We start from the raw sequence: 25881 nt of genomic DNA, 5'->3' as shown, positions 1-25881 counted from the left end.
AGAGCACCGCCAGCACGACCGGCGGCGGGTGTCCGGCCATCGGCCACGCGGAGCCGCTCATCGTCGACTGGCTCACGACACGCCGCTCCGATCTCGGTCTCGCGATGAAAGACGGCATCGCCGTCGTCTCCTACGACTGCACGACGCTGAAGCTCCTCACGCAGTGCAAGCTCCAAGGGAGCTACTCCTTCGCTGGCGTGAGCCGGGCAGAAAAAGTAATACAATTAACAAACTCTGCGGAGATGCAGGCGAACGTCCCCTTCGGGGCCCCGGCGCTGAGCACCGCGATCGAGGGCGGCGGCTCGGCCGCGATCGACGTGGCGCTCGTGCCGACGGGGAAGCTGGCGACCACGGTGGCCTCCTCCTCCGTGCAGGATCTCTCGGGCAGCTGCGAGGGCGCGACGCACTTCGTGCGGGCCGCGCTCCTCGGGGCCTTCGCGATGGCGCCAGGCAGCCGGGGCACGGCGCGGACGGTGGATCAGCTCTTCGGGGCGGTCGGGGCGGCAGCGACGGCGAGCCAGGGCGGCACCACGAGCAAGGAAGGGGAGCTCGACGCCTGCCGGGCCGCGAAGCCTGACGCGCAGGCGCCGACGGAGCGCTGCCATGCGCCGCTGCGCCTCGAGCTCGTCCCGCTGCTCGCGAAGAAGGCGGCGGCGGCCGAGGCGCCGGTGAAGCAGGCGGAAGACGAGTTCCCGAAGCTGTCGAGCCTGTGCCCGCTCGGGACGGTGCCGAGCGGGGCGAAGTGCTCCCCGCCTGCGCTCGCGCCCGCGCGCCTGTGCGAGCCCACCGACGCCCGATCCTGCGCGGCGGAGTGCGGGAAGGGCGATGTCGGCAGCTGCTATCACCTCGGGATTCAGTACCTGAGCGGCAAGGATTTTCCGCGCGATGACGCGAGGGCGGCGGAGCTGTTCGAGAAGGCGTGCGGCGCCGGCGTCGCGCAGGCCTGCTACGCGAGGGCGAAGCAGCTCCTGCGCGACATGAAGAGCGCCAAGGTCCCCCCGGACGCCGCGGGGCGGGCCAAGGTGCGAGAGTTCGCCGACAAGGCGTGCGAGATGGGCGACGGCTGGGCGTGCTTCAGCGTGGCCGAGTGGTACCTCAGCGAAGGCCCGCAGGCGGTCCTCCCGAAGGACCCGACGCGCGCGGTCGGGTTCCTCCGGCGCGGCTGCGATCTCGGGTACGGGCCGAGCTGCAGCGCGCTGGGCAAGCTGCTGGTCGAGGGGAAGCTCGCGGCGAAGGACGTGGGGGTCGCCGTGGGCGTGCTCCAGCGCGCGTGCCAGGGCGGCCAGTCCGAGGACTGCGTCGATCTCGGGGACATCCTGCGCAAGGGGCAGGGGGCGCCGAAGGACGGGGTGAAGGCGATCGTGGCGTACAGCCACGGTTGCAGCCTGGGGGACATGCGCGCCTGCAACGCCGCCGGCTCGGTCTACGCGCAGGGCGACGGCGTTCCGAAGGACGTCGCGAAGGCGTATTCGTTCTTCGAGAGGGGCTGTCCGGAGAAGGGGTTCGGGGCCGAGGCGTGCTTGAGCCTCGCCGGGATGTACGAGAAGGGGAGCGGCATTCCGAAGGACATGGCGCGCGCCGCGGCGCTCTACGAGAAGGTGTGCGGCACGGGCGGCTGCGTGCGGGCCGCCGAGATCTGGCAGCGCGGCGACGGCGTGACCGCCGATCCGGAGCGGGCCTACTCGCTCTACGAGAGGGCCTGCACTCAATGGGGCGAGAAGAAGGCGTGTGACGCGTTCGGCCCGCTCCTGGAGCGCAAGGACAGGGAGCGGGCTCGGACCTTCTACGCAGACCAGTGCGTGCGGACGCAGGACAAGGCGGCATGCGCGGCCCAGAAGCGGCTCGGCGGCGCGCCGCGCTAAAATAGCTTCATCTGACGATCGGCCCCGGCGCGTGATCCCCTCTGCGCCTCGGGCGACGGGCCGACCCGCAGGAGCAGGCGCTCCTCCACCTCGCGCACGAACGGCGACACCTCGGTCTCAACCACCTTGCCGTGCCGCGCGCGCTGCATGGCGCGGGTGAGGAACAACCGCTCTCGCGCCCGCGTCATGCCCACATAAAAGAGCCGGCGCTCCTCGCCGACGTCCGTCTCGTCCTTGCCGGGGAACCGGAGCGGGAGCAGGCCGTCCTCGCACCCCACGAGGAAGACCACCCGGAACTCGAGCCCCTTGGCCGCGTGCAGCGTCAGCAGCGAGATGCGGTCGGCCCGCGGATCCCACGCGTCGATCTCGGAGCACACCGCGAGCTCGATCGAGAAGCGATCGAGATCGCCGCCGCAGCGCTCCGCGAGCGTGAGGTGCAGCTCCAGCGCCGCGTCCACGTCGGCCTCGCGCAGACACGCCGCGCCCGCCGCGCCGTCCTCGGCCGCGCCCGCCGCGGGCGGAGCGCCGGCGAGACCGGGCTGCGCCACCTCCTCGCGGAGGCGCGCCGCGGCCGTCTTGAGGCGCGCCGCGAGCGGCCCCGGCGGCGTGCCGGCGAGCGCCCGCGCGAGCGCCGCCGAGCCCGCGCGCTCGGCGAGGCGGCGATCCGAGCGCCGCTGGAACGGCATCCCCGAGCGGGCGAACGCCTCCCGGAGCCGCTCGGACTGCGCCTCGGTCCGGTAGAGCACCGCGAAATCCGAGAAGGAATAGTCGCCGCTGCCGGCAGGATCGCTTACCCGCCCGCTATCCATCGAGAAGAACGTGGACCCGCCGAGCATCCGCTCGATCGTGTGGACCACGCGCTCGGCTTCGGCGGCTTCCGTCGGCGACTCGTGGACCGCCACGAGCTCGAGGCCGCCCGCGCTCGGCAGGAGCTCCCGCGCGCCGAGCGTCGGCGAGGGCGCGATCACCTGGAGCGCCGCCTCGACGATGGGGCGCGACGAGCGGTAGTTCCGCTTCAAGCGCACCACGCGCGCCGCCGGGAAATCTCGCTGGAAACGGAAGAAGAAGCCCACGTCCGCGCCGCGGAATCCGTAGATCGCCTGATCGGGATCGCCGATGGCGCAGACGTTCCCGCCGGGAGCGACGAGCGCGCGCACCAGCCGGTACTGGCGCTCGTCGATGTCCTGGTACTCGTCGATGGAGAGGTACCGGGCCCGCTCGCGCGCCGCGGCGAGCGCTCCGCTCTGCTGCTCCAGGAGCAGGACGGCGTGCCCGATCAGGTCGTCGAGGTCGAGGAGCCCGCGCGCGGCGAGCTCGTCCTCGTACACCTTCCACGCGCGGTCGACGTGGCGGTCGATCTCGCCGCCTGCGGCCGGCGACCCGTGCGCGTCGGCGTGGCGCGGGCAGCGCCGCTTCAGCGCGGCGATGTCGGCGAGCAACCTGGCCGCCCGCCGGTCCGGGACGCCGAGCGCCGCGGCGAGCAGCGCCGTCCGCTCGCTCTCGCCGGCGATCGCGGGCGGCGCGGCCCCCGCGCCCTGCGCGTGCTCGCGGAGCAGGGAGAGGCCGAGCGCGTGGAAGGTCATGGCGGGCACGCGGCCGCCGGCCTCGCCGAGCAGCGCGCCGAGCCGCTCCCGCAGCTCGTCGACGGCGCGGCGGGTGAAGGTGATCGCGAGGCACTGCTCCGGCGGCACCCCGAGATCGAGGACGAGATGCGCGATCCGGTGCGTGAGCGTGCGGGTCTTGCCCGTGCCTGGCCCCGCGAGGAGGAGCAGCGCGCCGTCCGTGATCTCCGCCGCGGCCCGCTGCTCCGGGTCGAGCGCGTCGAGCGGCGCCGCGCCGCCCGCAGGCAGCGCGCCGCGGGACACCTCGCCGGCCGGCGCCGGGCGAGGCGCCGCGCCGGCCCGGCCGCTGCGCGGAGGGGGGCGTGACGCCGCAGGAGCGCGCGCCCCCGAGGGAGGCGGCCGCGGCGCCGCGGCCTCCGGCTGGAAGAGGAGCCCGCCCCCGCGGCGCTGCGCGAGCTCCTCCGGCTGGAAGACCCGGATCGCGCCGTACTCGCCGTCGTAGCCCGCGTCGCGGATCACGCGCCCTTCGCGCATCCGCGCGATCGCCTCGGCGAGCAGGGGCGTGCCGGCGCGCTCGATCTCGTCGAGCGGGGCGTCGCCGAGGAGGAACAGCTCGGGGCCGATGCGCGACAGCACCCCGTCGTAGCTCCGCTGCACCACCTTGCTGGAGGCGCCCACGCCGTGGAGCTCGGCCAGCACCTCGGGCAGCGGCACCAGGTTGCGGAACTCGCTCGCGCCCTCGGGGCGCACGCCCTCGTCGCGATCGGCGAGCTCCTCGACCCGGTGCAGCACGCCCACCGTGACCGGGTGCCCGCACACGGGGCAGGCGAGGGAGAGCGCCCGCGTCTCCGCCGGCGAGAGCACGACATTGCACTTGCGGTGGCCGTCGAGGTGGTATTTGCCCTCTTCCGGGAAGAACTCCACCGTGCCCCCGAAGCCCTCACCGGTCTCCAGGGCGCGCCGGATCGCGAAGTAGTCGAGCGGGGCGTCGAAGGCCGTGGCCTCGCGCCCGAGCTTCGCGGGCGAGTGCGCGTCCGAGCTCGAGACGAGCCGGTACCGATCGAGCCCGGAGATCCGCCAGTTCATCGCAGGATCGGACGAGAGCCCGGTCTCGAGCGCGAAGATGTGCGGCGCGAGATCGCCATAACACGCCTCGACCGCGTCGAAGCCGGCCTTGGAGCCCAGCACCGAGAACCAGGGAGTCCAGATGTGCGCGGGCACGAGGTAGGAGCCCTCGCCGGCCTCCAGCACGATCTCGAGCAGATTGCGCGAATCGAGCCCGAGGATGGGCCGCCCGTCGGCGGTCAGGTTGCCGATCTTGGCGAGCGCGCGGACGATGCGCTCCGCCGCGTCGAAGCTGGGCGCGTAGAGGAGGTGATGGATCTTCCGCGTCCGATCTCCCTTCTTGTAGATCGTCGAGATCTCCACGGAGAGGACGAAGCGCGTCGCTCCGCGGCAGGCCCCGGGGAGCCGCTCCGAGACCGCGCGGCCGAGATCGTCCCGCAGGCGGAAGAGCCCGGGCTCGGCCGGCACGAGGTGCTCGCGGAGCTCGGCCATCCACGCTGGATGGGTGAAGTCCCCCGTGCCCAGCACCGCGATGCCCTTGCGCTGAGCCCAGTAGCTCAGATGCGCGAGATCACAATCGCTGCTCGTCGCGCGGGAGTACTTCGAGTGCACATGGAGGTCTGCATAGAAACGCATGGTGTTCCGCCGTGAGGTGTCGTTTACCTATCGAGCTCCCTCGCGCTGTCAATCGCGGAGATCAGCGGTCTCGATGAAATTTGGCTGAAAATTGAGGTGGGCTGATCGCAATGCGTCGCGATGCGTGAGAGTCCTTGTCCCGTGGCAAAAGGTGCTCGCTCGATGCAATGCGGCTCGACGGGCTCGCCCGTGTGGCAAGAAAACTCTCGCCCCGGACCTACATGCGCAGGCGCGCGTACACGCGCGGGCGCGAGCCCCGGTCCGGAGCGGACCGCCGGCCGCCGCGCGGCATCACGTGGTCACGGGGTCGCGGTCGAGGGCGCCGGGGTCTTGCGGGTCAGGTAGAAGAAATCGCGCAGGGAGCGCTTGCGGATGTACTCGTCTTCCGAGAACTCGAAGCCGCTCGCCAGCGCGACCGGCGCGAGGGCGCCGCCCTCACCCGGCTCGTAGAGGAGGAACTTCGGGTACGACCAGTTCACGTCGAGCTGCGCCACCGTCGAGGCGCCGGCGTGCTGCATCCCGAGCGCGATGGCGGGCGCCGTCGTGTGATTGCTGATCCCGACGTAGAGGACCTTGCCGTCGCGGTCGAGCCCCACCGCGGAGCGGCGGATCACCGTGTTGCCGTCCAGCGTGGCGCCCCAGTTGCGGACCTGCGGCGCGCGGAGCAGCGGGTGAAGCTCGCCCTCGTCGACCATGCAGCTCGGCGTCTGCCGCCACCACTGCATGTCGCTCTCTCCCGCCGAAAGCCGGGGCCATGGCGCGATCTGCAGCCGCCCGTCGCGGCGCCGCGCGAGCGTGCAGCCCTGGTCCCGGGGGCGCACGAGCGTCACGCCGTCGACCCGCATCCCCCACCGGCCGTGCTCGGTCATGAAGCCGCCGTTGAACGCCGCGAGCAGCCGCTCGTGGTCCGCCTCGGGGATCTTCGCGGGCCGCTCGTAGGGCTTGCCCTCCTCGGTCGTCGCCGCCGGCTCGCGGGAGCCGGCCATGAGGTGCACATCGACCCGCGCGAGATCCACCGCCACGATGAACAGCTCCGCCCAGGAGCGGTTCGGATCCGGGTGGAGCAGCGTCTTGTGGAGGCGCGGCGCGTCGCTCGGATGGGCGTGATCCGCGATGGGCACCCACCGCCCGTCGCCGGGAGCCGACCAGGCCGCGTGCGAGGGGCCGACGTCCGTCGGCCGGAACGCCGCCGCGCCGGTGCCCCCCGCGGCCGGGCTCGGCGTCGCGGCCGAAGGCGGCGAGGCGGCCGCGGCCGGGCCCGGCTGCTCGGGCACCTCCCAGTACGTCTTCGGCGGCTCGTCCTTGCGCCAGAGCTGGTGGACGCGATCCTCCAGGGCGTAGGCGGTCTCCTCGAGCGCCGTCACGTTCTCCGCCCCGATCACCGAACGCAGCCCGTTCGCGACGAGCGGGCCCATCCATGGAATGCGGTGCACCGCGATCCATAACCCGGCCCCGGAGAGCATCGGGACGGCGACGGCACCGAGAACCCAGCGCCGAAGCCGGGATCGGGGCAACCGAGGGACGGGGCGCTCCGGAGCGGAGTGCCCGACCTGAGCCGGCGTTTTCGAGGCTTCGGCGGTTTCGGCCATGGCGTGCTGAACTGCTTCGAAGGGACGGGAAGACGCTGGAGGTCGCGGACGACGCGGGGCGACCTGCGAGCGCGAGCGCACGAGAAGCGGGCCCTCCGCTCGGGCGACGGTCTAGCATGGTGCGCCGCGCGCGCGGAGGCCGCTCCGCGCACCGCGAGCGGAGCGATGCGATCGCGGCTCCGGCGGCGGCGCAACGGGCAACGACAGCGGGAAGCGTGGCGCGGCCAGGGCAACGCCGGCACCGGAACTGGAACCGGACGCGAAGCAGCGCGAGCAGCGCGAACAAAGCGCGACGGCTCGCGGTCCGCTCGCGGTCGCGGCTCGACTTCCTCACCACGCCGTACTAGAGTCGCCGCCTCGGACTGACCTGGCACGGGTCGCGGTGCTCGGTCGCTGTCATTGGTCCTCGCAGCCTCCGCTCAAGGCGGCGCGAGGCGGCAGCTCTCCGTGATCGAACCCTCTCCACAAGGAGGGCGCGGTGCCGCGGCGTACTTTCCGCCCTTGCTCAGGAGGGGCTGTGCTCCAGCCCGATTCCAGCCCGATGTCCATGCAATTTGCCGATCTCAAGCTCATCGAACCGCTTCTCCGCGCCGTCGAGGCCGAGGGGTACAGCGCCCCGACGCCCATCCAGCAGCAGGCCATCCCGCCCATTCTGGAGGGCAACGACCTCCTCGGGTGCGCGCAGACAGGCACGGGCAAGACCGCCGCGTTCGCGCTGCCGATCCTGCAGCGCCTCGCGCAGAGCGGCGGGCCGAAGCAGGGCGGGCTCCGCGTGCTCGTGCTCACCCCGACGCGGGAGCTCGCGGCGCAGGTCGCCGAGAGCTTCACCACGTACGGCAAGAACCTCGGCCTGCGGACCGCGGTCGTCTTCGGCGGGGTGGGGCAGCGCCCCCAGATGGAGGCGCTGCGCCGCGGCGTCGACGTGCTCGTGGCGACGCCGGGTCGGCTGCTCGATCTCTGCTCGCAGGGCATCGCCCCGTTCGGTCGGCTCGACACGCTCGTCCTCGACGAGGCCGATCGGATGCTGGACATGGGGTTCATCCACGACATCCGGCGCGTGCTCGCGATGCTGCCCGAGCGCCGGCAGACGCTCCTGTTCTCGGCGACGATGCCGCCGGACATCCTGAAGCTCGCGAACAGCATCCTGCGCAGCCCGGTGCGCGTCGAGGTCGCGCGGATCGCCACGACGGCCGAGAACATCGACCAGCGGGTGGTCTTCGTCGAGCGGTCCGACAAGCGCGCGATGCTGGAGCACGTGCTCAAGGATCCCGCGCTCCGCCGGGCGATCGTGTTCACCCGCACGAAGCACGGCGCCAACCGCGTGGTCCAGCAGCTCAGCCGTGCGCGCATCGAGGCGGTCGCCATCCACGGGAACAAGTCCCAGGGCGCGCGCGAGCGGGCGCTCGCGAGCTTCAAGCAGGGGACGACGAGCGTGCTCGTCGCGACCGACATCGCGGCGCGCGGCATCGACATCGACGACATCTCGCACGTGATCAACTACGACCTCCCGAACATCCCGGAGAGCTACGTGCACCGCATCGGCCGCACGGCGCGCGCCGGGGCGTCCGGGGTGGCGCTCTCGTTCTGCGACAGCGAGGAGCGCGCTTACCTCGCCGACATCGAGCGCCTCATCCAGAAGCGCCTCCCCCTCCTCGCCGACCCCGGGGTTCCCTTCTTCCAGATCGATCCCAGGCCCGCATCGCAGGCGCAGGGGCAAGCGCGGCCGCAGGGACAGGGCCGCCCTCAGGGACAGGGCCGTCCACACCCCCAGGGGCAAGCGCGGCCTCAGGGACAGGGCCGCCCTCAGGGACAGGGCCGTCCACACCCCCAGGGGCAAGCGCGGCCTCAGGGACAGGGCCGGCCTCAGGGACAGGGCCGTCCACACCCCCAGGGGCATGCTCGGCCGCAGGCGCAGTCCTCCGCGCAGGCGCAGCCCCCGGCGCGGTCGCAGCCGCGGCACGACACCCCTCGCCTCGATAACTGATCCTCACCGCGCTGCCGCCGCGCTCGATCCGCCACGTCACGCCGCGCATCGCCTGATGCGCGCGGCGTCGCGAGCCGGGTGCTCGTTGGCGCTCGTCGCGCGCCAACGGGGGGGAGGGCGCCGCACCGAGGCGCACAGGTCGTCTGCAAGGCGCACAGGTCGTTTGCGACCGGACCATGCCCGAATGACGCGCTTCGACATTCTCTCGTCGGTGTGCGGAAACTCTGGCACGATCGACACCATGCGCGTTGCCGTCATCGTTGTAAGCTTGCTCACGATCGCTGCCTGCGATCGCGGGGCTCCTTCTTCGAGCTCGTCCACCACGGGCGCCCAGGCCTCCGCCGATCCGGCGCCGATGGCCTCCGCCGCCCCGGTCGCCTCCGCGAGCAGCGCGCCGGCCGAGGCGCCCGACGCCAGCGCCGTTCCCGCCGCGGCCGACACCGCCGATGCCGCAGCGGCGGCGGCCGACGCCGGGCCGCCCGCTGCCGACGACAGCCGCCTCTCGGTGGAAGGGCGCGCCGTCCAGGGAGGGCTCCTGCGCGCCAAGCTGAACGGCAAGCTGCGCCGCATGGCGTTCCCCGGCCATCGCGTGACCGTCAGCGACGAAGGGGAGTTCCTGATCGCCTTCTCGCGCAACGCGCCAGCGCAGGAGAAGCTGACCATCACGTTCGACGACGGGCAGGTGATCGAGAAGCTCTTCGACGTGGAGCCTCGCAAGTTCGAGGTCGACAAGGTCGACCGCCTGCCGGAGAACATGGTCAAGCTCGACATGGCGACGCGCGTGAAGCTCACGCAGACCGAGAAGAAGCTCGACGCGATCCGGAGCAAGTACACGAAGAGGAACTGCTACAAGAACGGCTTCATCTGGCCGTCCAAGGGCCCCATCTCCTCACGGTACGGCCAGCCGCGCCTGCTCAACGGCACGGACGGCGGGATCCACTGGGGCGTGGACATCGCGGTGCCCGTCGGTACGCCGGTGCGCGCGCCTGCCTGCGGCAAGGTCGTGCTCGTCGAGAAGGACCTCCCGCTGAGCGGTCACACCGTGATCATCGATCACGGGCAGGGACTGACCTCCACGTTCATCCATCTCCACGGCTTCGCCGTGAAGGTGAACGACGAGGTCAAGCAGGGGCAGGTCATCGCGACCGTCGGGATGACCGGCCGCACGAACGGACCGCACCTCGACTGGCGCATGAATCTCTTCGAGACACGCGTCGATCCAGAGCTCCTGATCTCCGCCGCGAAGTGACGCACGGCGGGGCAATGTGCCACACGAAGAGCGTTCGTGGCCGAGCCCCCGGGCGGAAATGTGGCGCGGGTTCGGCCGTCGAAGCGCCCGGCGCCTCCAGGCGCACGCTCGCTGATCTTCCTTTCCCGGCCGATGGATGATCGAATGGCCGCCGAGGTCGCCGGGAGGACAAGCCCTCTCCCGCGAGCCTCTGGGCGGCATACCCCTTGCAATTTTCCGGACCGACGAAGGCAATCAATCCGGACATCGATTTTGCAAGGAGTCGGTCATGAAGATGCTGTCGCCTCGAGCTCATGGGTTTGTGGACTATGCGGTTGCGGCCCTGTTCCTGCTGGCCCCTTCGCTGTTCGGCTTCGGCGGGCTCCCCGAGACGCTCTGCTACATCCTGGGCGCCGCGCATCTCGGGATGACGCTGCTCACCGCGTTCCCGCTGGGCGCCGCGAAGCTCATCCCGTTCCCTGTCCACGGAGCGATCGAGGCCACGGTCGCCGTGCTCCTCGTCGCGGCGCCGTGGCTGTTCGGCTTCGATGAGGAGCCCGCGGCGAGGAGCTTCTATCTCGTGTCGGGCGTGGCCGTCGGCCTGGTCTGGCTCGCGACGGACTACCGCTCTTCCTATGCCACGACGACAGCCAGCGCTCGTTACCGGCCGGAGCACCGGTCGTTCTCCTGACGGGCGTGCGCGTGCGCCGCGCGATCTGCGCGGCGGTCGGGGTGGTGGATCGCGCGGAACCGAGGCAAGCTCATGCGTGGCTGGAGGACAGACACCGTGAGCGACCCGAAGAAGCCGGATCCGATGAGCCTGCGGGTGGGTGACTTCCTCGTGAAGGTGGTGCCCGTCGGTGAGACGAGCGACGCCCTCGATACCGAGGCGAACCGCGAGCGGGCGCAGCGGGCCGAGGAGGACCAGCGGGCCGCCCAGCTCGGCGCGAGCGGCGAGGGGGCAGGGGAGGCCGCGCGGGAGGCAGCGGAGGCAGCCGTGGACGAGGCGATCAAGGAGGCGCGAGCGCGCTTGAAGAGCGCCGGCGAGGACGTGCCGATCTTGCTGCGTGATCCGGTGACGGGAGCGACGTTCACCCTGGAGTGACGGAGGGCGGTACCGTCCGCCGACTCGCCGTTTCCGCGCACCTCGACCGCGACGGAACAGCCTTCCGCGAAGCGTCGCGCGTGGGCGCTCGCCCCGTCCCGTCCCGTCACGCGCCGGCGGTTTCCTGCGGCTTCGGGTGCTGATCCCGCGACACGAACACCGCCGCTGCCAGGTCCCCCACCACGTTGATCACCGTCCGGCACATGTCGAGGAACCGATCCACCCCGAGGACCAGGCCGAGCCCCTCGGGCGGGATGCCGAGCATCCCGAGGATCATCGCGATGACGGGCAGCGAGCCGGCCGGGATGCCCGCCGTGCCGATCCCCCCGAGCACCGAGATGAGCATCACGGTCGCCTGCTGCCCGAAGCTCAGCGAGACGCCGTAGACCTGGGCCAGGAAGAGCACGGTCACCCCCTCGAACAGCGCCGTCCCGTTCTGGTTCATCGCGGCGCCGGCGGTCAGCACGAAGCGCGACACGGACGGCGGCAGCTTCAGCTCCTCCTCGGCCACCTTCAGCGCGGTCGGCAGCGTCGCGTTCGACGAGGCGGTCGAGAACGCCGTCACGATCGCCGTCCGGCTCCCGCGAAAGAACGCGACCGGCGACATCCCGCCAAGGAAACGGACCGAGAGCGAATAGACAACGAACATGTGCAGGCCGAGGCCGAGCAGCACCGTGAGCACGTACGCCGCCAGCTGCTGCATGATGCCGATGCCCATGCGGGACGTGATCGTGAAGAGCAGCGCGCCCACGCCGATCGCCGCGAACCGGAGCACCCCCTCGATGAGCCGCATCGAGACGTCGAGCAGCCCCTGGATGCACTCGCGGAGCCGCGCCGCCGCGTCGGTCTGGGTGAGCGACAGCGCGATGCCGAAGAGCAGCGAGAACGTGATCACCGCGAGCACGTCGCCCCCTGCCGCCGCCTTGACGACGTTGTCAGGCACCATCGCGATGATCATCCCCACCGGCGAGGTGTCGACCGGCGCGGTCGCCGCCTTGATCCCCCCGCCGTGCGCGAGGCTCCGGACCGCCTCGGGCAGGCCGTCACCCGGGCGGATCAGGTTCACCAGGACGAGGCCGATCAGCACCGCGATGCTCGAGACGACGGCCGTGTAGCCCAGCGTCCGCAGGCCGAGCCGACCGACGTGCTTCAGATCAAGCTCGCAGACGCCCATCACGAGCGCCGAGAACAAGATCGGGAGCACGAGCATGAACAGCAGGCGCAGGAAGATCTGACCCACCGGGTAGGTGATGTGATCGACGATCCAGGTGAGCGACGGGTGCCCTGCCGCGACAGCGTTCGCCGTGAGACCGCCCGCTGCCCCGACCGCGACGCCGAGCAGCATCGTTCGATGCGATGACATGGCGCCACCTTACACAAGCCGCGGCGCCGCGATGCGCGGAGTTGACGCCACGCCCCGGGCCCTCCATGGCCAACGGGGCGCCAAGCGGCCGCGGATCGACGCCGCGCGCGCGCCGTTCCCGGCCGAGGGCCGCCTGTCCAAGCTCGCGCGGATCCATTAGTCTCCCGGCCGGCAATGCTGAAGCCGGGCGATTCGTTCGAGCGGTACACGATCGAGGCCGCCATCGGGCAGGGGGGGATGGGCTGCGTCTACCGGGCGCACGACGCGCGGCTCGGGCGGCGCGTCGCGGTCAAGGTGATCGCGGGCGGCGCCGTGGACGAGGACGCCGGCGCGCGCCTGCTTCGCGAGGCGCGCGCCGCCGCAGCGCTCGACCACCCGAACGCCGTCTCGATCTTCGACGTCGGCGAGCTCGAGGGGACGCCGTTCATCGTGATGGAGCTCGTCCCGGGCCGCACCCTGCGCAGCGCCATCAGCGGCGCCGACGCGCCGGCCTCGACGCGGGTCGCCTGGCTCGCCGACGTCGCCCGCGCGCTCGCGGCGGCGCACCGGCGGGGGCTCGTCCACCGGGACATCAAGCCGGAGAACGTGATGGTCCGGGACGACGGGGTGATCAAGGTGCTCGACTTCGGCATCGCGCGCCGCGCCGCCGGCGACGCCGATCCGAACGCGTCCACCGAGGCCCCCGCGCTGCCGACGCTGACCGCGCTCGGCGTCAAGCTCGGGACGCCGGTCTACATGGCCCCGGAGCAGATCCGCGGCGCCGAGCTCGACGGGCGCGCGGACCAGTTCGCGTGGGGCGTGCTCGCCTTCGAGCTCCTCACCGGCAGGCTGCCCTGGCGCGGCGCCGGCGACATGCTCGCCGTCGTCGCGTCGATCCTCACCGACGAGGTCGACCGCGCCCTGCTCGACGCCGCCGCCGTGCCGCCCGCGGTGAGCGCGGTCGTGCTGCGCGCGCTGTCGAAGCGCCCCGACGATCGGTTCGCGTCCATGGACGATCTCGTGCGCGCGCTCGAGGCGGCAGGGAGGGGCGAGGCGCCCGCCGCGCCTGCCGCAGCGACGTCCACGCCGCCCGCGCAGGCGCCCGGCGCGCAGCGGAGCGAGGCGCCTCGCGGCGGCGAGACCGCGGCGCAGCGGTTCTCGACCGAGGAGATCCGCGACGTCCTGGCGCAGGCGATCGAGCGCCAGGCCTCCGCCGATGGAGGCGTGGCGCGCGCCCCGCGGGGCGACGCGCGCCTCGGCTTCGACGACCTGCTCGCCGCGGCGGAGGAGGTGGGCGTGGGCCCCGAGGCGCTGCGCGAGGCAAGCCGCGCGCTTCGCGCGCGCGAGCGCGACGGGCGCGACGGCATGGAGCGGGGGTCGAGCGCGGCGACCGCCGCCGAGCGCGCCGCGTGGCTCCGGCGCAAGCGCCGCGATTTCTACCGGCACCTCGGCGTCTATCTCATCGTCAACGCGGCGCTCCTCACGCTCGCCTTTCCGCTCGGCGTCGTGCTCTGGGCGGCGATCATCCCGCTGGGCTGGGCCATCGGCGTCGCCATCCACGGGCTGGTCGCGTTCACCGCGCACGAGGACGACTGGGCCGAGGAGGCCGAGCGCATGCAGTGGTGGCACGAGCAGCATCGCCGCAGGCACGAGGTGGCCATGGCGAGGGCGATCGGCAAGGACTGGCGCCCTGCGGCGGCCCCGCGCCAGCGCATCGGCGCGGCGAAGGAGGGGGATCGCCAGGGCAAGCTGCGTGTCGAGGCGGACACCGCGCGCTCCACGGCGGAGCTGGCGGAGCGGGCGGAAGACGAGGCCGCGGTCGCGGTGAACAAGCCCCAGCGGCGGCGGCGCTGACGGGGGAGCCGCGCCGCCCACGGCCTGACGAGGCGCCGGGCCGGCATGCGCTAAGCTCGCGGTCCTTTGGAGGATCCATGTCCCAGCTGAACTTCATCTCCCGCTCGCTCGCGCCGCTCCAGACGCTCCCGTCCTTCCTGCGCACGCGCGCGCAGTCCGTGCTGTTCCAGCGCATGGTGCCGTTCACCGGGACCGCCGGGATCCAGTTCGACGAGGTGAGCTCGGATCGGGTAGCGCTGCGGCTCGCCAACGGGCGCAGGGTGCGGAACCACATCGGCGGGGTGCACGCCGCCGCGGCGGGGCTCCTGGCCGAGACGGCGACCGGCTTCGTCGTCGCCGTCAACCTGCCGGACGACAAGCTGCCGCTCCTGCGCAGCATGAAGATCGACTACAAGCGCCGCGCCCAGGGCGGCCTCCGCGCGGTCGCGACCCTCACGCCCGAGCAACGCCAGTCCTTCCTGGACCAGCCGAAAGGGGACGTGGCGGTCGCCGTCACGGTGACCGACGAGAGCGGCGCATCACCGATGGAGTGCGAGTTCGTCTGGGCCTGGGTGACCAAGGGGGTGTGACGCCCCCGCGTTCGCGCACGGCGCGGGCGCGGTCAGCTGCGGCGGAGGCGCTCGATCTCGGCCAGCGCCTCGGCGAGCTGGCGCTCCAGGTCCGACGCGCGCCTGGCCTCTGCCGCGGCGCGAAGCTCGGCCTCCTCGGCGCGGCTGGCCTCGCCCGCGGCGCGCAGCTCCGCATCGTCCTTGCGCGCGAGCACGTCGTCCAGCATCACGCCGAGCCGCGCGATCAGCTCATCCGCCTCTTCCAGCTTCGCCGTCCCGCTGAAGAAGCGCAGCTTCGAGCCCTCCACCGCGAGCTCCAGCCCGAGCACCTGCGACGCGAACCGGCCTGCCTGGGGCAGGACGGGCTGGTAGCTCCGCGCCCTGCGCGCCGCGTCGGCCGGCGGGAGCCGGTACCCGCGGAGGCTCAGCCGGCGCCGGTCGAAGATGAAGTACTCGGAGATGCCGAGCCGGGCATACCGCTCGACGTTGATCTCGAAATCCTTCGCCAGGTTGCCCGCATAGGCCACCTCCAGGACCAGATCGAGCCCCTTGCCCTCCGCGCCGACGACCCATTTCATCCGCTCGCCAGGCTCCACGTCGAGGACAGCGAGCAGATCCGGCGCGAAGGCCGGCTCGTCCGGGTAGAACACCGCGAGGTTCGAGGACAGGTAGATCCTCCGCCCGCTCCGGCGGAAATACGCGTCGAGCGTCGCGATCACCTGCGCCGCGGCCACGCGGTGCGGATCGCCCTCGGGCGGCTCGAGCTCGAACTCGGACGGAAGCATGTCCACGACCCGCGCGCGCTCCTCGTCGGTCATGCGCTCCCACGCCGCCTCGGAGGGGGCGCGCGGGTCGTCGGGATCGAACGCGTAGCCGTGCTCGAGCGCCTGCCGCATGGACCCTCATCCTAGCATTTCCCCGGATCCTCGGCCTGCGAGCGCGCGGGCGCAGGCCCCGTGGGCGGCCCTCGGAGCGTCAGCAGAGCGTCAGGATCTCGCAGCCGTCCCGCGTGACGAGCACGGTGTGCTCGAACTGCGCCGAGAGGCTGCCGTCCTCCGTGACCATGGTCCACCCGTCGTCGAGCGTGCGGATGCGGTGCGAGCCCAGGTTGACCATCGGCTCGATCGTGATGGCCATCCCGGCGCGGAGCCGCATGCCCGCCCCGCGCACCCCGGTGTGCGCGACGTGCGGCGGCAGGTGCATCCTCCGTCCGATGCCGTGCCCACCGACCTCGCGGACCACGCCGCACCCCTCCGCGCGCGCGATCTCCTCGATCGCCGCGCCGATGTCGCCGAGCCGCGCCCCGTCGCGCACGACCGCGATGCCCGCGTCCCGGCAGCGCCTGGCGACGTCCACCACGTGCAGCGCCTCGGGGCTCGGGTCCCCGATGAAGAACGTCGCGGAGGTGTCGCCGTGGTAGCCGTCGAGCTCCGTGGTCACGTCGACGTTGACGATGTCGCCCGGCAGGAGCACCTCGTCGCGCCGCGGGATGCCGTGGCACACGACGTGGTTCCGGCTCGTGCACACCGCTGCAGGGAAGCCCTTGTAGCCGAGCTGACTCGGGCGGCCGCCGCGCCGCGCCGTGTCCTCACGCACCCACTGATCGATGTCCGCCGTCGTCACGAAGGGCTGGAGCCGCGCTCCGACGGCCGAGAGCGTCGCCGCCGCGGCGCGCCCTGCGCGCCGCATCGCCTCGCACGCGTGAGGCCTGAGGATGTCCACGTTCATGCGAGGCGTATGCGCGCGCAGCGAGCGGCCATCCAATACCGTTTTGATCTCGGGCCCTCGCGCGCCGCTCCTGGCGCGCAGCGTTCGGGCTAGAATCGGACGCGTGAGCCTCTCGCAGATCCGTTACTTCATCGCCGTCGCCGAGGAGGGCCACGTCGGCCGCGCCGCGCGCCGGCTCCACATCGCGCAGCCGCCTCTCAGCCGGCAGATCCGTGGGCTGGAGGACGAGCTCGGCGCGCCGCTGTTCGAGCGCACCGCGCGCGGCATGCGGCTCCTGCCGGCCGGCGCGGCGTTCCTCGACCACGCCCGCACCATCGTCGCCCAGGTCGACGCGGCCGTCGCCGATGTGCGCGGCTACGGCGCCGCGCCTCCCCCGGGTGATCTCGACGCCGGCCACCGCCAGCGCGCCGACCTGGGGTAGGGTGCCTCGCGTGGAACCAGGGGAACGGCATGGGCTACGACGCTGAGCTCGCGCTGGCCGTCGACGCGGCGCGCCGCGCGGGCGCGCTCCTCCGCGCGGAGTTCCACCGCCCGGGCGGCCCACGCGGCGCCGGGACGAACGCCGACGTCGACGTGGAGGTCGAGCTCCTGCTGCGCGACGCGCTCGCCCGGGCCACCCCGTACGCGTTCCTCGGGGAGGAGACCGGCGCCCTGGACGGCGTGGACCCGTCGCACCGCTGGGTCGTCGATCCGCACGACGGCACCGCGTCCTTCCTGCACGGCTACCGCGGCGCCTCGGTCTCCATCGGCCTCCTCCGCGAGGGCACCCCGGTGCTCGGCGTCGTCTTCGCATACGCCTACCCCGACGACGACGGCGATCTCATCGCCTGGGCCGAGGGCGCCGGGCCGATCCGGCGCAACGGCGCCGCCGTCTCGCCGTCGCTCGCCGGCGGCGCGCTCGATCGCTACGCCGTCGTGCTGCTGTCGCAGTCGGCGGATTACCTCCCCGCCCGCAACGCCCGCTGCGTCGCCCCCGCGCGGTTCCTCGCCCTCCCGAGCCTCGCCTACCGGCTCGCCCTGGCCGCGGCCGGCGAGGGCGTCGCCGCGGTCTCGCTCAGCCGGCCCCGCAGCTGGGACTACGCCGCCGGGCACGCGCTCGTGCGCGCCGCGGGCGGCGAGCTCGTCGACGACGACGGCGCGCCCATCGCGTACACCGCGCAGGGCGACGGCGAGGTCTGCCGCCTCTTCGGCGGGGCCCCCGCGGTCGTGCGCGAGCTCGCGCGCCGCCCCTGGAACGCCGTCATCCACGGCCGCATCCCGCCGCCGCAGGGCACGTACGGGCTCCTGCGCCCCTCGCACAGCCTGCTCGTCGAGGGCGCTGGCACGCTCGCGCGCGCGCAGGGCTGCCTGCTCGGCCAGCTCGCGGGCGACGCGCTCGGCGCGCTCGTCGAGTTCCGCACCGCGGAGGCGATCGCGCCGCTCTACCCGGACGGCGTCCGCGACCTCGCCGACGGCGGGACGTGGGGCACGCTGGCCGGGCAGCCGACCGACGACTCCGAGATGGCGCTCATGCTCGCGCGCTCGATCGTCCGCAAGCGCGGCTTCGTCGCGGAGGCCGCGCTCGACGCTTACGTGCACTGGTACGGCTCCGGCCCGTTCGACATCGGCAACACCACGGCGGCCGCGCTCAGGGCCGCCGCGGGCGCGCCGCTGCCCGGCGCGCGCCGCGAGCGCGCCCGCGCCGCCGCGAGCCTGAGCAGCGAGGCGAACGGCTCGGTGATGCGCGCGGCGCCGCTCGGCGTCCTCGGCGCGGGCCGCCCGCGGGAGGCCGCGGCCTGGGCGCGCGACGACAGCGCGCTGACGCACCCCCACCCGGTCTGCTGCGCCGCCTCCGCCGCGTTCGTCGCGGCCATCGCCGCGGCGGTGGGCGGCGCCGGCGTCGAGGGCGCCTGCGCCGCCGCCCTCGACGAGGCGGAGCGGAGCGGGGAGCGCGCGGTCGTCGCCGCGCTCACGGCCGCGCGCAGCGCCCCGCCCCGGAGCTTCTCGCACCAGGCCGGCTGGGTCCTCATCGCCCTGCAGAACGCCTTCCACCAGCTCCTCCACGCGCCGTCGCTCGAGCGGGGCCTCGTCGACACGGTGATGGCCGGCGGCGACACCGACACGAACGCCGCGATCGCCGGCGCGCTGCTCGGCGCGGCGCACGGCCGGGACGCCGTCCCGGACCGCTTCCGCCGCCTCGTGCTCAGCTGCCGCCCGCTCCCCGAGGCCGGGGCGAAGCACCGGCGTCCACCCGAGCTCTGGCCGGTCGACGCGATGCTCCTCGCCGAGGCGCTCCTCGCCGCCGGCCAGCGCGCGCAGCCCGACGAGCGCGACTCGTCGGAGATCCTTTGATCTACGAGCTAAAAATCCAACAATTTCATTGGTATATCGCCCACTTGTGAGCCTCTTCAGGAGGATGAGGTTCTCCCTCGCGGCGCCGCGCGCACGGGCGCGCATGGAGCGCTCCCGGAGCCTCGCTCGATCGGCAAGCAGGGACGCCGCTCAACCCCCCGTCGGGCGCTCCAGGTGCCCGCCGAACTTGTGCCGCATCGCGGAGAGGACCTTCTCGGCGAAGGTGTGATCGTGGCGTGAGCGGAAGCGCGCGTAGAGCGCCGACGACAGCACCTCGGCGGGGACGGCCTCCTCGATCGCCGCCATCACGGTCCAGCGACCCTCGCCGGAGTCCTGCACGAAGCCGCTGTAGCCGGTGAGCTCCGGGCTCTCGGCGAGGGCGATCGCGGTGAGGTCGAGCAGCCACGACCCCACCACGCTGCCTCGACGCCACACCTCGGCGATCTCGCCGAGGTCGAGCGCGTACCGGTGCTCCTCGGGCAGGCGCTCCCCCGCCGCGTTCTTGAGGATGTCGAACCCCTCCGCGTAGGCCTGCATGAGGCCGTACTCGATGCCGTTGTGGACCATCTTCACGAAGTGCCCGGCGCCGACCGGGCCGCAGTGCAGGTAGCCCTCCTCCGACGTGCTCTGCGCGCCGCCCTGGGCCTCCTGCCTGCCCGGCGTGCGCGGGATGTCCCCCGGCCCCGGCGCGAGCGTCCGCAGGATCGGCTGCACCAGGGCGAACGCCTCGGGGGCGCCGCCCACCATCAGGCAGTAGCCGCGGTCGATCCCCCACACGCCGCCGCTCGTGCCCGCGTCGACGTAGCGGATGCCCTTCGGGGCGAGCGCCCTGGCGCGGCGGACGTCGTCCTTGAAGTAGGTGTTGCCCCCGTCGATGATCACGTCGCCCGCGCCGAGCTGCTCGCCGAGCTCCTCCACGACGCGCTCGGTCGGCGCGCCCGCGGGCAGCATGACCCAGACCACGCGCGGCGACGCGAGCTGCGCCACCGCGTCGCCCAGGGAGGAGGCCACCGCCGCGCCCTCCTCGCCGAGCCGCTTCACGCTGTCCTGGTTCAGATCGAACGCGACGACCTCGTGGCCGCCGCGCATGAGCCGGCGCGCCATGTTGGCGCCCATCCTGCCGAGTCCGATCATCGCGAGCTTCATCCGTCACGCTCCTGTGTGGGATCGCGGGCGTATCACAGCGGGCGGCGCGCGGCCTTCACCGCTCCGGTCCGGGCGCTCCTCCGGCTGCGGCGGCTACCGGCGCGCCGGCTGCGCCTGCTGCCGGATCGCGCCCACCGCGTGCTCGAGCGCGCTCTTCAGCGTGCTGAACACCGGGATCCCGTCGAGGCTGCCGCCGGACTCCAGGATGCGCCCGACCATCGCCGTCGGGACGCCGGAGACGATGCACCGGCTGCCGAGCAGCCTCGTCGCCGCGAAGATCCGCAGCAGGTGATCGATGGTCGAGGTGTCCGTCGCCTGCGCGCCGGTGAGGTCCACGATCATGAAGCGGGCGCCGTGCCGGACGACCGCGCCGAGCACCTCTTCCATCATGCGGGCCGCCCTCGCGCTGTCGATCGTGCCGATCACGGGCAGCGTGAGCACGCCGTCCCACACCTGGATGATCGGCGTCGACATCTCGAGCATCGCCTCGTGCGCCGCGCGGACCCGATCGAGCTGCAGGCGGAGCTCGATCTGGACCCGCTCGAGCTCGTCGTTCTGCTCGCGCAGCTGCGCGCTCGCGGCGGCGAGGTCGAGCGAGTTCCTGAGCGTCGTGTACGTGGCCCCGACGTACAGCGCGTACGTGGTCGCGCTCGCCAGCGCCTTCCGGTCGATCTGGCGCTGGTCTTCCAGGGCGAAGAGCATCGTGCCGATGGTCTTCTTGTAGACCTGGATCGGCACGTGGAAGACGACGTCGGGGTCGTCCGCGAGGAGCCACGCGCGCGCGCGATCCGCCTCGCGCGCCTCGTCCCACGGCCCCCTGAACCACGCGGGGCGCTGTGCCTCCAGCGCCGCGACCATCCAGGCGTCCACGACGACGCCGCCGCCCTCGGGCGCCCCGTACTCGAAGGTGCCGCGCTGGTATCTCGCCGCGATCCTGGCGCCGCCGCCGTCGTTGGCGAGCACGACGCAGAGCCGCTGGGACGGGACGATCCAGCGCGCGCTCGCGCAGACCTCTTCCCACAGCGACCGGAGGTCCGGCTGGTCGGCGAGCTTGAGGAGGATCTCGTTCAGGACGCCGAGGACGATCCATCCGCCGCCGGCTTCGGGGGGCTGGCCAGGCGCTGGCGTCAGCATCAGCGATCGTCGGATCTCGGCACGGTGAACACTCCTCGCGCTCAGCGCGCAGCCGCATCCTACCGCGCAATCCGCCCGCGGTGGAGGGGCTCTTGCCCGAGGCGGCGGGCTGGGCTCGCGCGGCGCGGTGCCCCCCGCGCGCCGCCGCTGCGTGCTACCGCTAGGGCATGAAGATCAAGGCACGCGACGGCAAGGTCTACGAGGTCGCGCCCGCTCCGCCCGGCGGCAGCCACGAGGTGCGGCTCGACGGCAAGGTGGTCGGTTCGTTCGTGCTCCTCCCCGACGAGACGCAGGTCACCGTGAAGAGCAAGCCCGCCACGGACGCGCTCCTCGTGGACATCGCCGATCGGTTCGTCGCCGAAGGCGGCGCGCCCATGGGGATCAGCTGATCCTGCACCCTCCCGGCCCGCCGGGCTCCCCGGCTGCGTCTGGGCCGCCGGGCCTGCTCGCCTCGCCGCGGCCCCGCGCGAGCGCGCAGACCCGCCGCATGGCTCCCGGACGTTGAAAGCCGTCGCGACAGCGTGATATGCACGGGCCGGTTTCTCGGGTCCAGACGCGCTGTCGAACAGGAGTCCAGATGGCCGACCAACAGCATGGCGAGCGCTGTCCCAAGGCGCCGCGAGGCGAGCATAAGTACGAGGACGTCATCCTCGCGGCGGACAACGGCAAGCTCTATTACCTGCGCCGGGAGGACTACATCCGGCCCGAGAACGAGCTGACCTCGGAGAACTGCGGGCACTGTTACGACCGGGCGATGGAGCTCCTCAAGCAGGGCGTCGCGCTGGGCTGGATCCGGCCCCGACCGGGCAACCAGGCCTGCTACCTGGTCAACCTGGCGAGCCTGCGCCGGGTGACGCCGTTCGAGCCCGCGACGTGGAGACAGGAGGGGCCGGATCCCATGCAGGACCTCCTGGCGTCCTCCGAGTGGGCCGACCAGGCGGCCACCCACGCCACGGCGGCCGCGCTGGCGCGCGAGCTCGGCGAACCGGGCGAGGCGCTGATCGCGGCCAAGCAGACGCTCCATGCCGCGGAGCAGAGCGTCAAGGACGCGCAGGCGGCCATCGAGCACCTCGTCGCGGGCGACAAGGGCCAGTGAGCGCGGCAGCGGGCCCCGCGTCGGAGCGGGCCGCGGTCCGCGCCGCCAAGGGGTTCCGGGAGGGCACGCACCGGCTCGTCCCGCCCGCCGAGACCATCGCGCGCGTCGCGCCCCACCTGTCCGCGTTCGGCATCACCCGGGTCGCCGACGTCACCGGCCTCGACGTCATCGGCCTGCCCGTCGTCATGGTGTGCCGGCCCAACGCAGCCTCGCTCGCGGTCTCCCAGGGCAAAGGGCTCACGCTCGACGCGGCGCGGGCGTCCGGCCTCATGGAGTCGATCGAGTCGTACCACGCCGAGCACGTCGACCTGCCGCTCCGGCTCGCGAGCCACCGGGATCTCGCGCGCGCCGCTGCCGTGGTCGACGTCTCCGCGCTGCCGCGCCTCTCGGTCGGCGCCGCGCGCGAGCACCACCGGGTGCTCTGGATCGAGGGGCGCGATCTCCTCCGCGACGAGGCCGTGTGGGTCCCTTACGAGATGGTGCACACGAACTACACGCTGCCGCTGCCGGCGGGCAGCGGCTCGTTCGTGATGAGCTCGAACGGCCTCGCCTCCGGCAATCACCTGCTCGAGGCCGTGAGCCACGGCATCTGCGAGGTCGTCGAGCGCGACGCGACCACGCTCTTCCGCGCCGGCGGCGAGGCCGAGATCCCTGGCTCCCGGCTCGATCTCGCGACGGTCGACGACCCCGGGTGCCGCCACGTCCTCGACCTCTATGAGGCCGCCGGCGTCGCCGTGGGCGTCTGGGAGACCACGACCGACGTCGGCCTCCCCGCGTTCCTCTGCCTGATCGTCGATCGCGCGCCCGATCCGTTCCGCCGCCTCTACGCGACCGAGGGGATGGGCTGTCACCCGAGCCGGAGCGTCGCGCTGCTCCGGGCGCTCACCGAGGCCGCGCAGAGCCGGCTCACGTTCATCGCCGGCTCCCGCGACGACGGCGACCGCGATCGCTTCGAGCGGGCGCGCCACGCCGACGCCATCCAGCGCGCCCGCGAGCAGATCGCCGGCGTCCGCGGCCCGCTCCGCGGCTTCCACGACGTCCCGTCGCTCGAGGGCGAGACCTTCGACGATGACGTCGCCGCGGAGCTCGCGTGCCTCCGGCGCGCCGGCGTCGAGCGCGTCGTCGTCGTCGATGTGAGCAAGCCCGGGCTCGGCATCTCCGTCGTCCGGGTGATCATCCCGGGTCTGGAGTCGATCGACGACGTGCCCGGCTTCGTCCCAGGGCCCCGAGCCCGGGCGCGCGCCGCCGCACGCGCGGCGGCCGCGGCGAGGAGCGCGGCCACCGCGTGAGCGTCATCGTCTTCACGGGCCCCACGCTCTCGGCCACGGACGGCGCTGCGCTGCTCGACAGCGCCGTGTTCCTGCCGCCGGTCGCGCAGGGCGACGTGTACCGGGCCACGCTCGAGAAGCCGTGGGCCATCGGGATCGTCGACGGCTACTTCGAGCGCCTGCCCTCGGTCTGGCACAAGGAGATCCTCTGGGCCATGGCGCACGGCGTCCACGTCTTCGGCAGCGCCAGCATGGGCGCGCTGCGGGCCGCCGAGCTCCACCCGTTCGGCATGACCGGCGTCGGCGCCGTGTTCGAGGCGTTCCAGAGCGGCGCGCTGACCGACGACGACGAGGTCGCGATCGCCCACGCCGCCGCCGAGGACGGCTACCGGCCGCTCTCCGACGCGATGGTGAACATCCGCGCCACGCTCGCCGCCGCGGTCGCGGCGTCGATCCTCCGGGAGGAGACCGCCGTGGGGCTCGTCTCGCTGGCCAAGCGCACGTTCTACGCGCAGCGCAGCTTCGCGCGGCTGCTCGCGGAGGGCGCCACGGCCGGCGCGAGCCCCGAGGAGCTCGACGCCCTCCGGCGCTTCTTGCCGGACGGGCGCGTGGATCAGAAGCGGCGCGACGCCGTCGCGATGCTGGAGGCGATCGCGGCGCTGCGCGCGCGCGACCCCGGCCCGCTCAGGGTGACGTACCACTTCGCCTATACCGACGTCTGGGACCAGGCGTGCCGGCGCGCCGGCCGCGGCAGCGTGGCCGCCACGCAGAGCACCCGCGCCGGGGCCACGCCGGCCCCGCGCCCGGAAGCCGAGGCGGCGGGCGCGCGATCACGGCGCGCGCAGCGCGGGCTGCAGCCGGAGCTGCTCCTTGACGAGCTCCGGCTGGAAGGGCCGCTCTCCTACACGAACGCCGTCCAGGGGGCCCTCGCGCGGGCGCTCGCCCTGAGCGAGGCGCGGCGCCACGGGGTCGAGGTCCCCGTCGAGCTCTTCGAGGAGATCCTCGCGCAGGTCCGGCGGGAGCGGGGGCTGCTCACGCCGGAGAGCACGCTCGCCTGGCTCACGGAGCAGGCGCTCGACGTCGAGGGCCTCACGCTGCTCGTCCAGCGGGAGGCGCGGCTGCGGTGGGCGCAGGCCGTCTTCGGGATCGAGGTGGAGCGGCTCCTGGCCGACCACCTGCGCATGACGGGCCGCTACGGCGAGCTCGCCGCGCGAGCCCTTCGCAAGCAGGAGGTCCTCTCCGCGGCGGGCGTCGAGGCGCCCGCGCTCGAGGACCTCGGCCTGACGCGGCAAGCGCTGCTGGAGTGGTATTTCACCGAGATCGCCCGCCGCCCGCTCCCGGCCTACCTCGACGGCTACGCGGCGGCGCTGGGGCTCGACGATCAGGACGAGCTGCTCCTCGTCCTCGCCCGCGAGTACGAGCACCGGCGGCGCGGCGAAGGGCCGGCCGACGGCTGACCGCTCACGCGCTCGGGCGCCCGAGCGACCGCGCGGCGTATGCGCGGAGCGGCGTGAGCGCGATGGGCAGCGCCGACAGGACCGGGCGCATGTCGATGACCTTGCCCTCCACGCAGTGGAGCATCAGCGCGTCGAACGACTGCGCCAGCGAGTCGACGCTGCGCTTCGGATCCCGCGCCGCGGCGCGGCGCTCCCGCAGATCGGCCTCGCCGACGCGCTCGACGGAGAAGGCGCGGCCGGTCAGCTCCTCGAACACCGCGATCACCTGGTTGTGGCTGAGCGCCTCCGGGCCACCCAGCTCGAAGGAGCGGCCCAGCGCACGCGGGTTGTCGATGCAGGCGATCGCCGCGTCGGCCACGTCGCCGAGCGCGATCCAGCTGATCGGGCCGTCTCCGGCGCCGAAGATGCGCGCCGTGGCCGCCTCCACGTCGAACCCGAGCGCCGGGCTCAGCCAGATCTCCATGAAGAAGGTGGGCTGCAGGATCGTGAAGGGCAGGCCGCTCGCCCGGAGCTCCCGCTCCACCGCGCGCTTCGCCTCCTGCAAGGGGAACTCGTCGGCGATCTCCGGGAAAGAGATGTAGATGAAGTGCTCGACGGACGCCCCCTTCGCCGCGGCGACCAGCGCGAGCGAGCCGTCCCGGTCCACGCTCTCGATCGAGTCGCCATCTTGCCGCGACAGCGTCGAGCTGGCCGTCTCGATCACGACCCTGACCCCCTGGCACGCCCGATCGAGCGACGCGCGGTCCTTCAGATCGCCGCGCACGAGCTCGACCCCCATCTCCCGGAGCCGGGCCACCTTCGCCGGGTCCGATCCCTCCCGGTAGAGACCTCGCACCGCGCGCCCGGCCTCGCGGAGACGCCGGCAGATCTCTGCACCCAGAACCCCTGTTGCTCCGACGATCAGGATCATCGCTCCTCCTCTCGCTCGCAGGCCCGCAGCATAGGC

At 73.0% G+C, this 25881-nt stretch carries 21 protein-coding genes; 13 read left to right on the top strand and 8 right to left on the bottom strand.

Translation table 11 applies throughout. The features are described from left to right. Window positions 1–242 precede the first annotated feature (242 nt). A complete protein-coding gene (locus ACSRUE_RS30285; protein ID WP_441286608.1) occupies window positions 243–1862 on the top strand; it encodes an SEL1-like repeat protein in 1620 nt (539 codons plus the stop codon). Here the strand turns inward: ACSRUE_RS30285 and ACSRUE_RS30280 are convergent. Together ACSRUE_RS30280 and ACSRUE_RS30275 are read right to left on the bottom strand one after the other, a co-directional pair. Further along, complete coding sequence (locus tag ACSRUE_RS30280) at window positions 1859–5125, bottom strand: UvrD-helicase domain-containing protein (protein WP_441286607.1); 3267 nt, start codon at window positions 5123–5125, stop codon at window positions 1859–1861. The genes ACSRUE_RS30285 and ACSRUE_RS30280 overlap by 4 nt on opposite strands. A gap of 299 nt (window positions 5126–5424) precedes the next feature. Continuing rightward, window positions 5425–6558, bottom strand: a complete 1134-nt coding sequence (locus ACSRUE_RS30275; protein WP_441286606.1) for a hypothetical protein — start codon at window positions 6556–6558, stop codon at window positions 5425–5427. Window positions 6559–7261: 703 nt separating this feature from the next. On the opposite strand from ACSRUE_RS30275, the gene ACSRUE_RS30270 reads away from it, so the two are divergent. From ACSRUE_RS30270 to ACSRUE_RS30255, 4 genes are all read left to right on the top strand, one after another. After that, window positions 7262–8698, top strand: coding sequence for a DEAD/DEAH box helicase (locus tag ACSRUE_RS30270; RefSeq protein ID WP_441293144.1), 1437 nt, complete (start codon window positions 7262–7264; stop codon window positions 8696–8698). Between the two features lie 241 nt (window positions 8699–8939). Next, entirely contained in the window at window positions 8940–9947 is a 1008-nt protein-coding gene (locus ACSRUE_RS30265; RefSeq protein ID WP_441286605.1) for a M23 family metallopeptidase, read from the top strand. A 268-nt stretch (window positions 9948–10215) separates the two neighbouring features. After that, a complete protein-coding gene (locus ACSRUE_RS30260; RefSeq protein WP_012236164.1) occupies window positions 10216–10617 on the top strand; it encodes an SPW repeat domain-containing protein in 402 nt (133 codons plus the stop codon). Between the two features lie 96 nt (window positions 10618–10713). After that, on the top strand, window positions 10714–11031 hold the full coding sequence (locus ACSRUE_RS30255; RefSeq protein WP_441286604.1) for a hypothetical protein: 318 nt from the start codon (window positions 10714–10716) through the stop codon (window positions 11029–11031). 106 nt (window positions 11032–11137) lie between these two features. Here ACSRUE_RS30255 and ACSRUE_RS30250 read toward each other — a convergent pair whose 3' ends face one another. Beyond that, window positions 11138–12394 carry a dicarboxylate/amino acid:cation symporter gene (locus ACSRUE_RS30250; protein ID WP_441286603.1) on the bottom strand — a complete coding sequence of 419 codons (1257 nt, stop codon included), beginning with the start codon at window positions 12392–12394 and terminating at the stop codon, window positions 11138–11140. Window positions 12395–12568: 174 nt separating this feature from the next. Here ACSRUE_RS30250 and ACSRUE_RS30245 point away from each other — a divergent pair, with 174 nt between their 5' ends. Then, window positions 12569–14227, top strand: coding sequence for a protein kinase domain-containing protein (locus ACSRUE_RS30245; protein ID WP_441286602.1), 1659 nt, complete (start codon window positions 12569–12571; stop codon window positions 14225–14227). 77 nt (window positions 14228–14304) lie between these two features. Further along, the gene (locus tag ACSRUE_RS30240; protein WP_441286601.1) at window positions 14305–14796 is read left to right on the top strand and encodes a hotdog fold domain-containing protein; all 492 of its coding nucleotides are present in this window, start codon (window positions 14305–14307) and stop codon (window positions 14794–14796) included. Window positions 14797–14828: 32 nt separating this feature from the next. On the opposite strand, the gene ACSRUE_RS30235 is transcribed toward ACSRUE_RS30240, so the two are convergent. Then, complete coding sequence (locus ACSRUE_RS30235; protein ID WP_441286600.1) at window positions 14829–15671, bottom strand: Uma2 family endonuclease; 843 nt, start codon at window positions 15669–15671, stop codon at window positions 14829–14831. Window positions 15672–15750: 79 nt separating this feature from the next. After that, window positions 15751–16503 (bottom strand): type I methionyl aminopeptidase, encoded by a 753-nt coding sequence (gene map, locus ACSRUE_RS30230; RefSeq protein WP_441286599.1) that lies wholly within the window; start codon window positions 16501–16503, stop codon window positions 15751–15753. 103 nt (window positions 16504–16606) lie between these two features. On the opposite strand from map, the gene ACSRUE_RS30225 reads away from it, so the two are divergent. Both ACSRUE_RS30225 and ACSRUE_RS30220 read left to right on the top strand, forming a co-directional pair. Further along, window positions 16607–16924, top strand: coding sequence for a LysR family transcriptional regulator (locus ACSRUE_RS30225; RefSeq protein WP_437767703.1), 318 nt, complete (start codon window positions 16607–16609; stop codon window positions 16922–16924). Between the two features lie 29 nt (window positions 16925–16953). Continuing rightward, a complete protein-coding gene (locus tag ACSRUE_RS30220; protein WP_441286598.1) occupies window positions 16954–18834 on the top strand; it encodes an inositol monophosphatase family protein in 1881 nt (626 codons plus the stop codon). A 150-nt stretch (window positions 18835–18984) separates the two neighbouring features. On the opposite strand, the gene gnd is transcribed toward ACSRUE_RS30220, so the two are convergent. Together gnd and ACSRUE_RS30210 are read right to left on the bottom strand one after the other, a co-directional pair. Continuing rightward, on the bottom strand, window positions 18985–19980 hold the full coding sequence (gene gnd / locus ACSRUE_RS30215) for a phosphogluconate dehydrogenase (NAD(+)-dependent, decarboxylating) (protein WP_441286597.1): 996 nt from the start codon (window positions 19978–19980) through the stop codon (window positions 18985–18987). 93 nt (window positions 19981–20073) lie between these two features. Then, a complete protein-coding gene (locus ACSRUE_RS30210; RefSeq protein ID WP_441286596.1) occupies window positions 20074–21114 on the bottom strand; it encodes an STAS domain-containing protein in 1041 nt (346 codons plus the stop codon). Window positions 21115–21281: 167 nt separating this feature from the next. Here ACSRUE_RS30210 and ACSRUE_RS30205 point away from each other — a divergent pair, with 167 nt between their 5' ends. From ACSRUE_RS30205 to ACSRUE_RS30190, 4 genes are all read left to right on the top strand, one after another. Beyond that, window positions 21282–21503 carry a hypothetical protein gene (locus ACSRUE_RS30205; RefSeq protein ID WP_012236178.1) on the top strand — a complete coding sequence of 74 codons (222 nt, stop codon included), beginning with the start codon at window positions 21282–21284 and terminating at the stop codon, window positions 21501–21503. 188 nt (window positions 21504–21691) lie between these two features. After that, window positions 21692–22210, top strand: a complete 519-nt coding sequence (locus ACSRUE_RS30200; RefSeq protein ID WP_441286595.1) for a hypothetical protein — start codon at window positions 21692–21694, stop codon at window positions 22208–22210. Beyond that, a complete protein-coding gene (locus ACSRUE_RS30195) occupies window positions 22207–23499 on the top strand; it encodes a YcaO-like family protein (RefSeq protein WP_441286594.1) in 1293 nt (430 codons plus the stop codon). The genes ACSRUE_RS30200 and ACSRUE_RS30195 overlap by 4 nt, the downstream gene beginning before the upstream one ends. Continuing rightward, window positions 23496–24935: a TfuA-like protein gene (locus ACSRUE_RS30190; protein ID WP_441286593.1), complete on the top strand. Its 1440-nt coding sequence runs from the start codon at window positions 23496–23498 to the stop codon at window positions 24933–24935. Before ACSRUE_RS30195 ends, ACSRUE_RS30190 begins: the two co-directional genes overlap by 4 nt. 4 nt (window positions 24936–24939) lie before the next feature. On the opposite strand, the gene ACSRUE_RS30185 is transcribed toward ACSRUE_RS30190, so the two are convergent. Beyond that, on the bottom strand, window positions 24940–25845 hold the full coding sequence (locus ACSRUE_RS30185) for an SDR family oxidoreductase (RefSeq protein ID WP_441286592.1): 906 nt from the start codon (window positions 25843–25845) through the stop codon (window positions 24940–24942). Window positions 25846–25881 lie beyond the last annotated feature (36 nt).

The organism is Sorangium sp. KYC3313, assembly GCF_052075895.1.
Lineage (GTDB): Bacteria > Myxococcota_A > Polyangia > Polyangiales > Polyangiaceae > Sorangium > Sorangium cellulosum_B.
This window is presented reverse-complemented; position numbering and strand designations above follow the sequence as displayed.

What these genes read in the sequence shown, in the direction of transcription:
- ACSRUE_RS30205 (WP_012236178.1), top strand. Translation starts at nt 21,282, where the DNA reads ATGAAGATCAAGGCACGCGACGGCAAGGTCTACGAGGTCGCGCCCGCT.
- ACSRUE_RS30250 (WP_441286603.1), bottom strand. Translation starts at nt 12,394, where the DNA reads ATGTCATCGCATCGAACGATGCTGCTCGGCGTCGCGGTCGGGGCAGCG.
- ACSRUE_RS30260 (WP_012236164.1), top strand. Translation starts at nt 10,216, where the DNA reads ATGAAGATGCTGTCGCCTCGAGCTCATGGGTTTGTGGACTATGCGGTT.
- ACSRUE_RS30200 (WP_441286595.1), top strand. Translation starts at nt 21,692, where the DNA reads ATGGCCGACCAACAGCATGGCGAGCGCTGTCCCAAGGCGCCGCGAGGC.
- ACSRUE_RS30265 (WP_441286605.1), top strand. Translation starts at nt 8,940, where the DNA reads ATGCGCGTTGCCGTCATCGTTGTAAGCTTGCTCACGATCGCTGCCTGC.
- ACSRUE_RS30285 (WP_441286608.1), top strand. Translation starts at nt 243, where the DNA reads ATGCAGGCGAACGTCCCCTTCGGGGCCCCGGCGCTGAGCACCGCGATC.
- gnd (WP_441286597.1), bottom strand. Translation starts at nt 19,980, where the DNA reads ATGAAGCTCGCGATGATCGGACTCGGCAGGATGGGCGCCAACATGGCG.
- ACSRUE_RS30270 (WP_441293144.1), top strand. Translation starts at nt 7,262, where the DNA reads ATGCAATTTGCCGATCTCAAGCTCATCGAACCGCTTCTCCGCGCCGTC.
- map (WP_441286599.1), bottom strand. Translation starts at nt 16,503, where the DNA reads ATGAACGTGGACATCCTCAGGCCTCACGCGTGCGAGGCGATGCGGCGC.
- ACSRUE_RS30220 (WP_441286598.1), top strand. Translation starts at nt 16,954, where the DNA reads ATGGGCTACGACGCTGAGCTCGCGCTGGCCGTCGACGCGGCGCGCCGC.
- ACSRUE_RS30245 (WP_441286602.1), top strand. Translation starts at nt 12,569, where the DNA reads ATGCTGAAGCCGGGCGATTCGTTCGAGCGGTACACGATCGAGGCCGCC.
- ACSRUE_RS30240 (WP_441286601.1), top strand. Translation starts at nt 14,305, where the DNA reads ATGTCCCAGCTGAACTTCATCTCCCGCTCGCTCGCGCCGCTCCAGACG.
- ACSRUE_RS30280 (WP_441286607.1), bottom strand. Translation starts at nt 5,125, where the DNA reads ATGCGTTTCTATGCAGACCTCCATGTGCACTCGAAGTACTCCCGCGCG.
- ACSRUE_RS30185 (WP_441286592.1), bottom strand. Translation starts at nt 25,845, where the DNA reads ATGATCCTGATCGTCGGAGCAACAGGGGTTCTGGGTGCAGAGATCTGC.
- ACSRUE_RS30210 (WP_441286596.1), bottom strand. Translation starts at nt 21,114, where the DNA reads ATGCTGACGCCAGCGCCTGGCCAGCCCCCCGAAGCCGGCGGCGGATGG.
- ACSRUE_RS30235 (WP_441286600.1), bottom strand. Translation starts at nt 15,671, where the DNA reads ATGCGGCAGGCGCTCGAGCACGGCTACGCGTTCGATCCCGACGACCCG.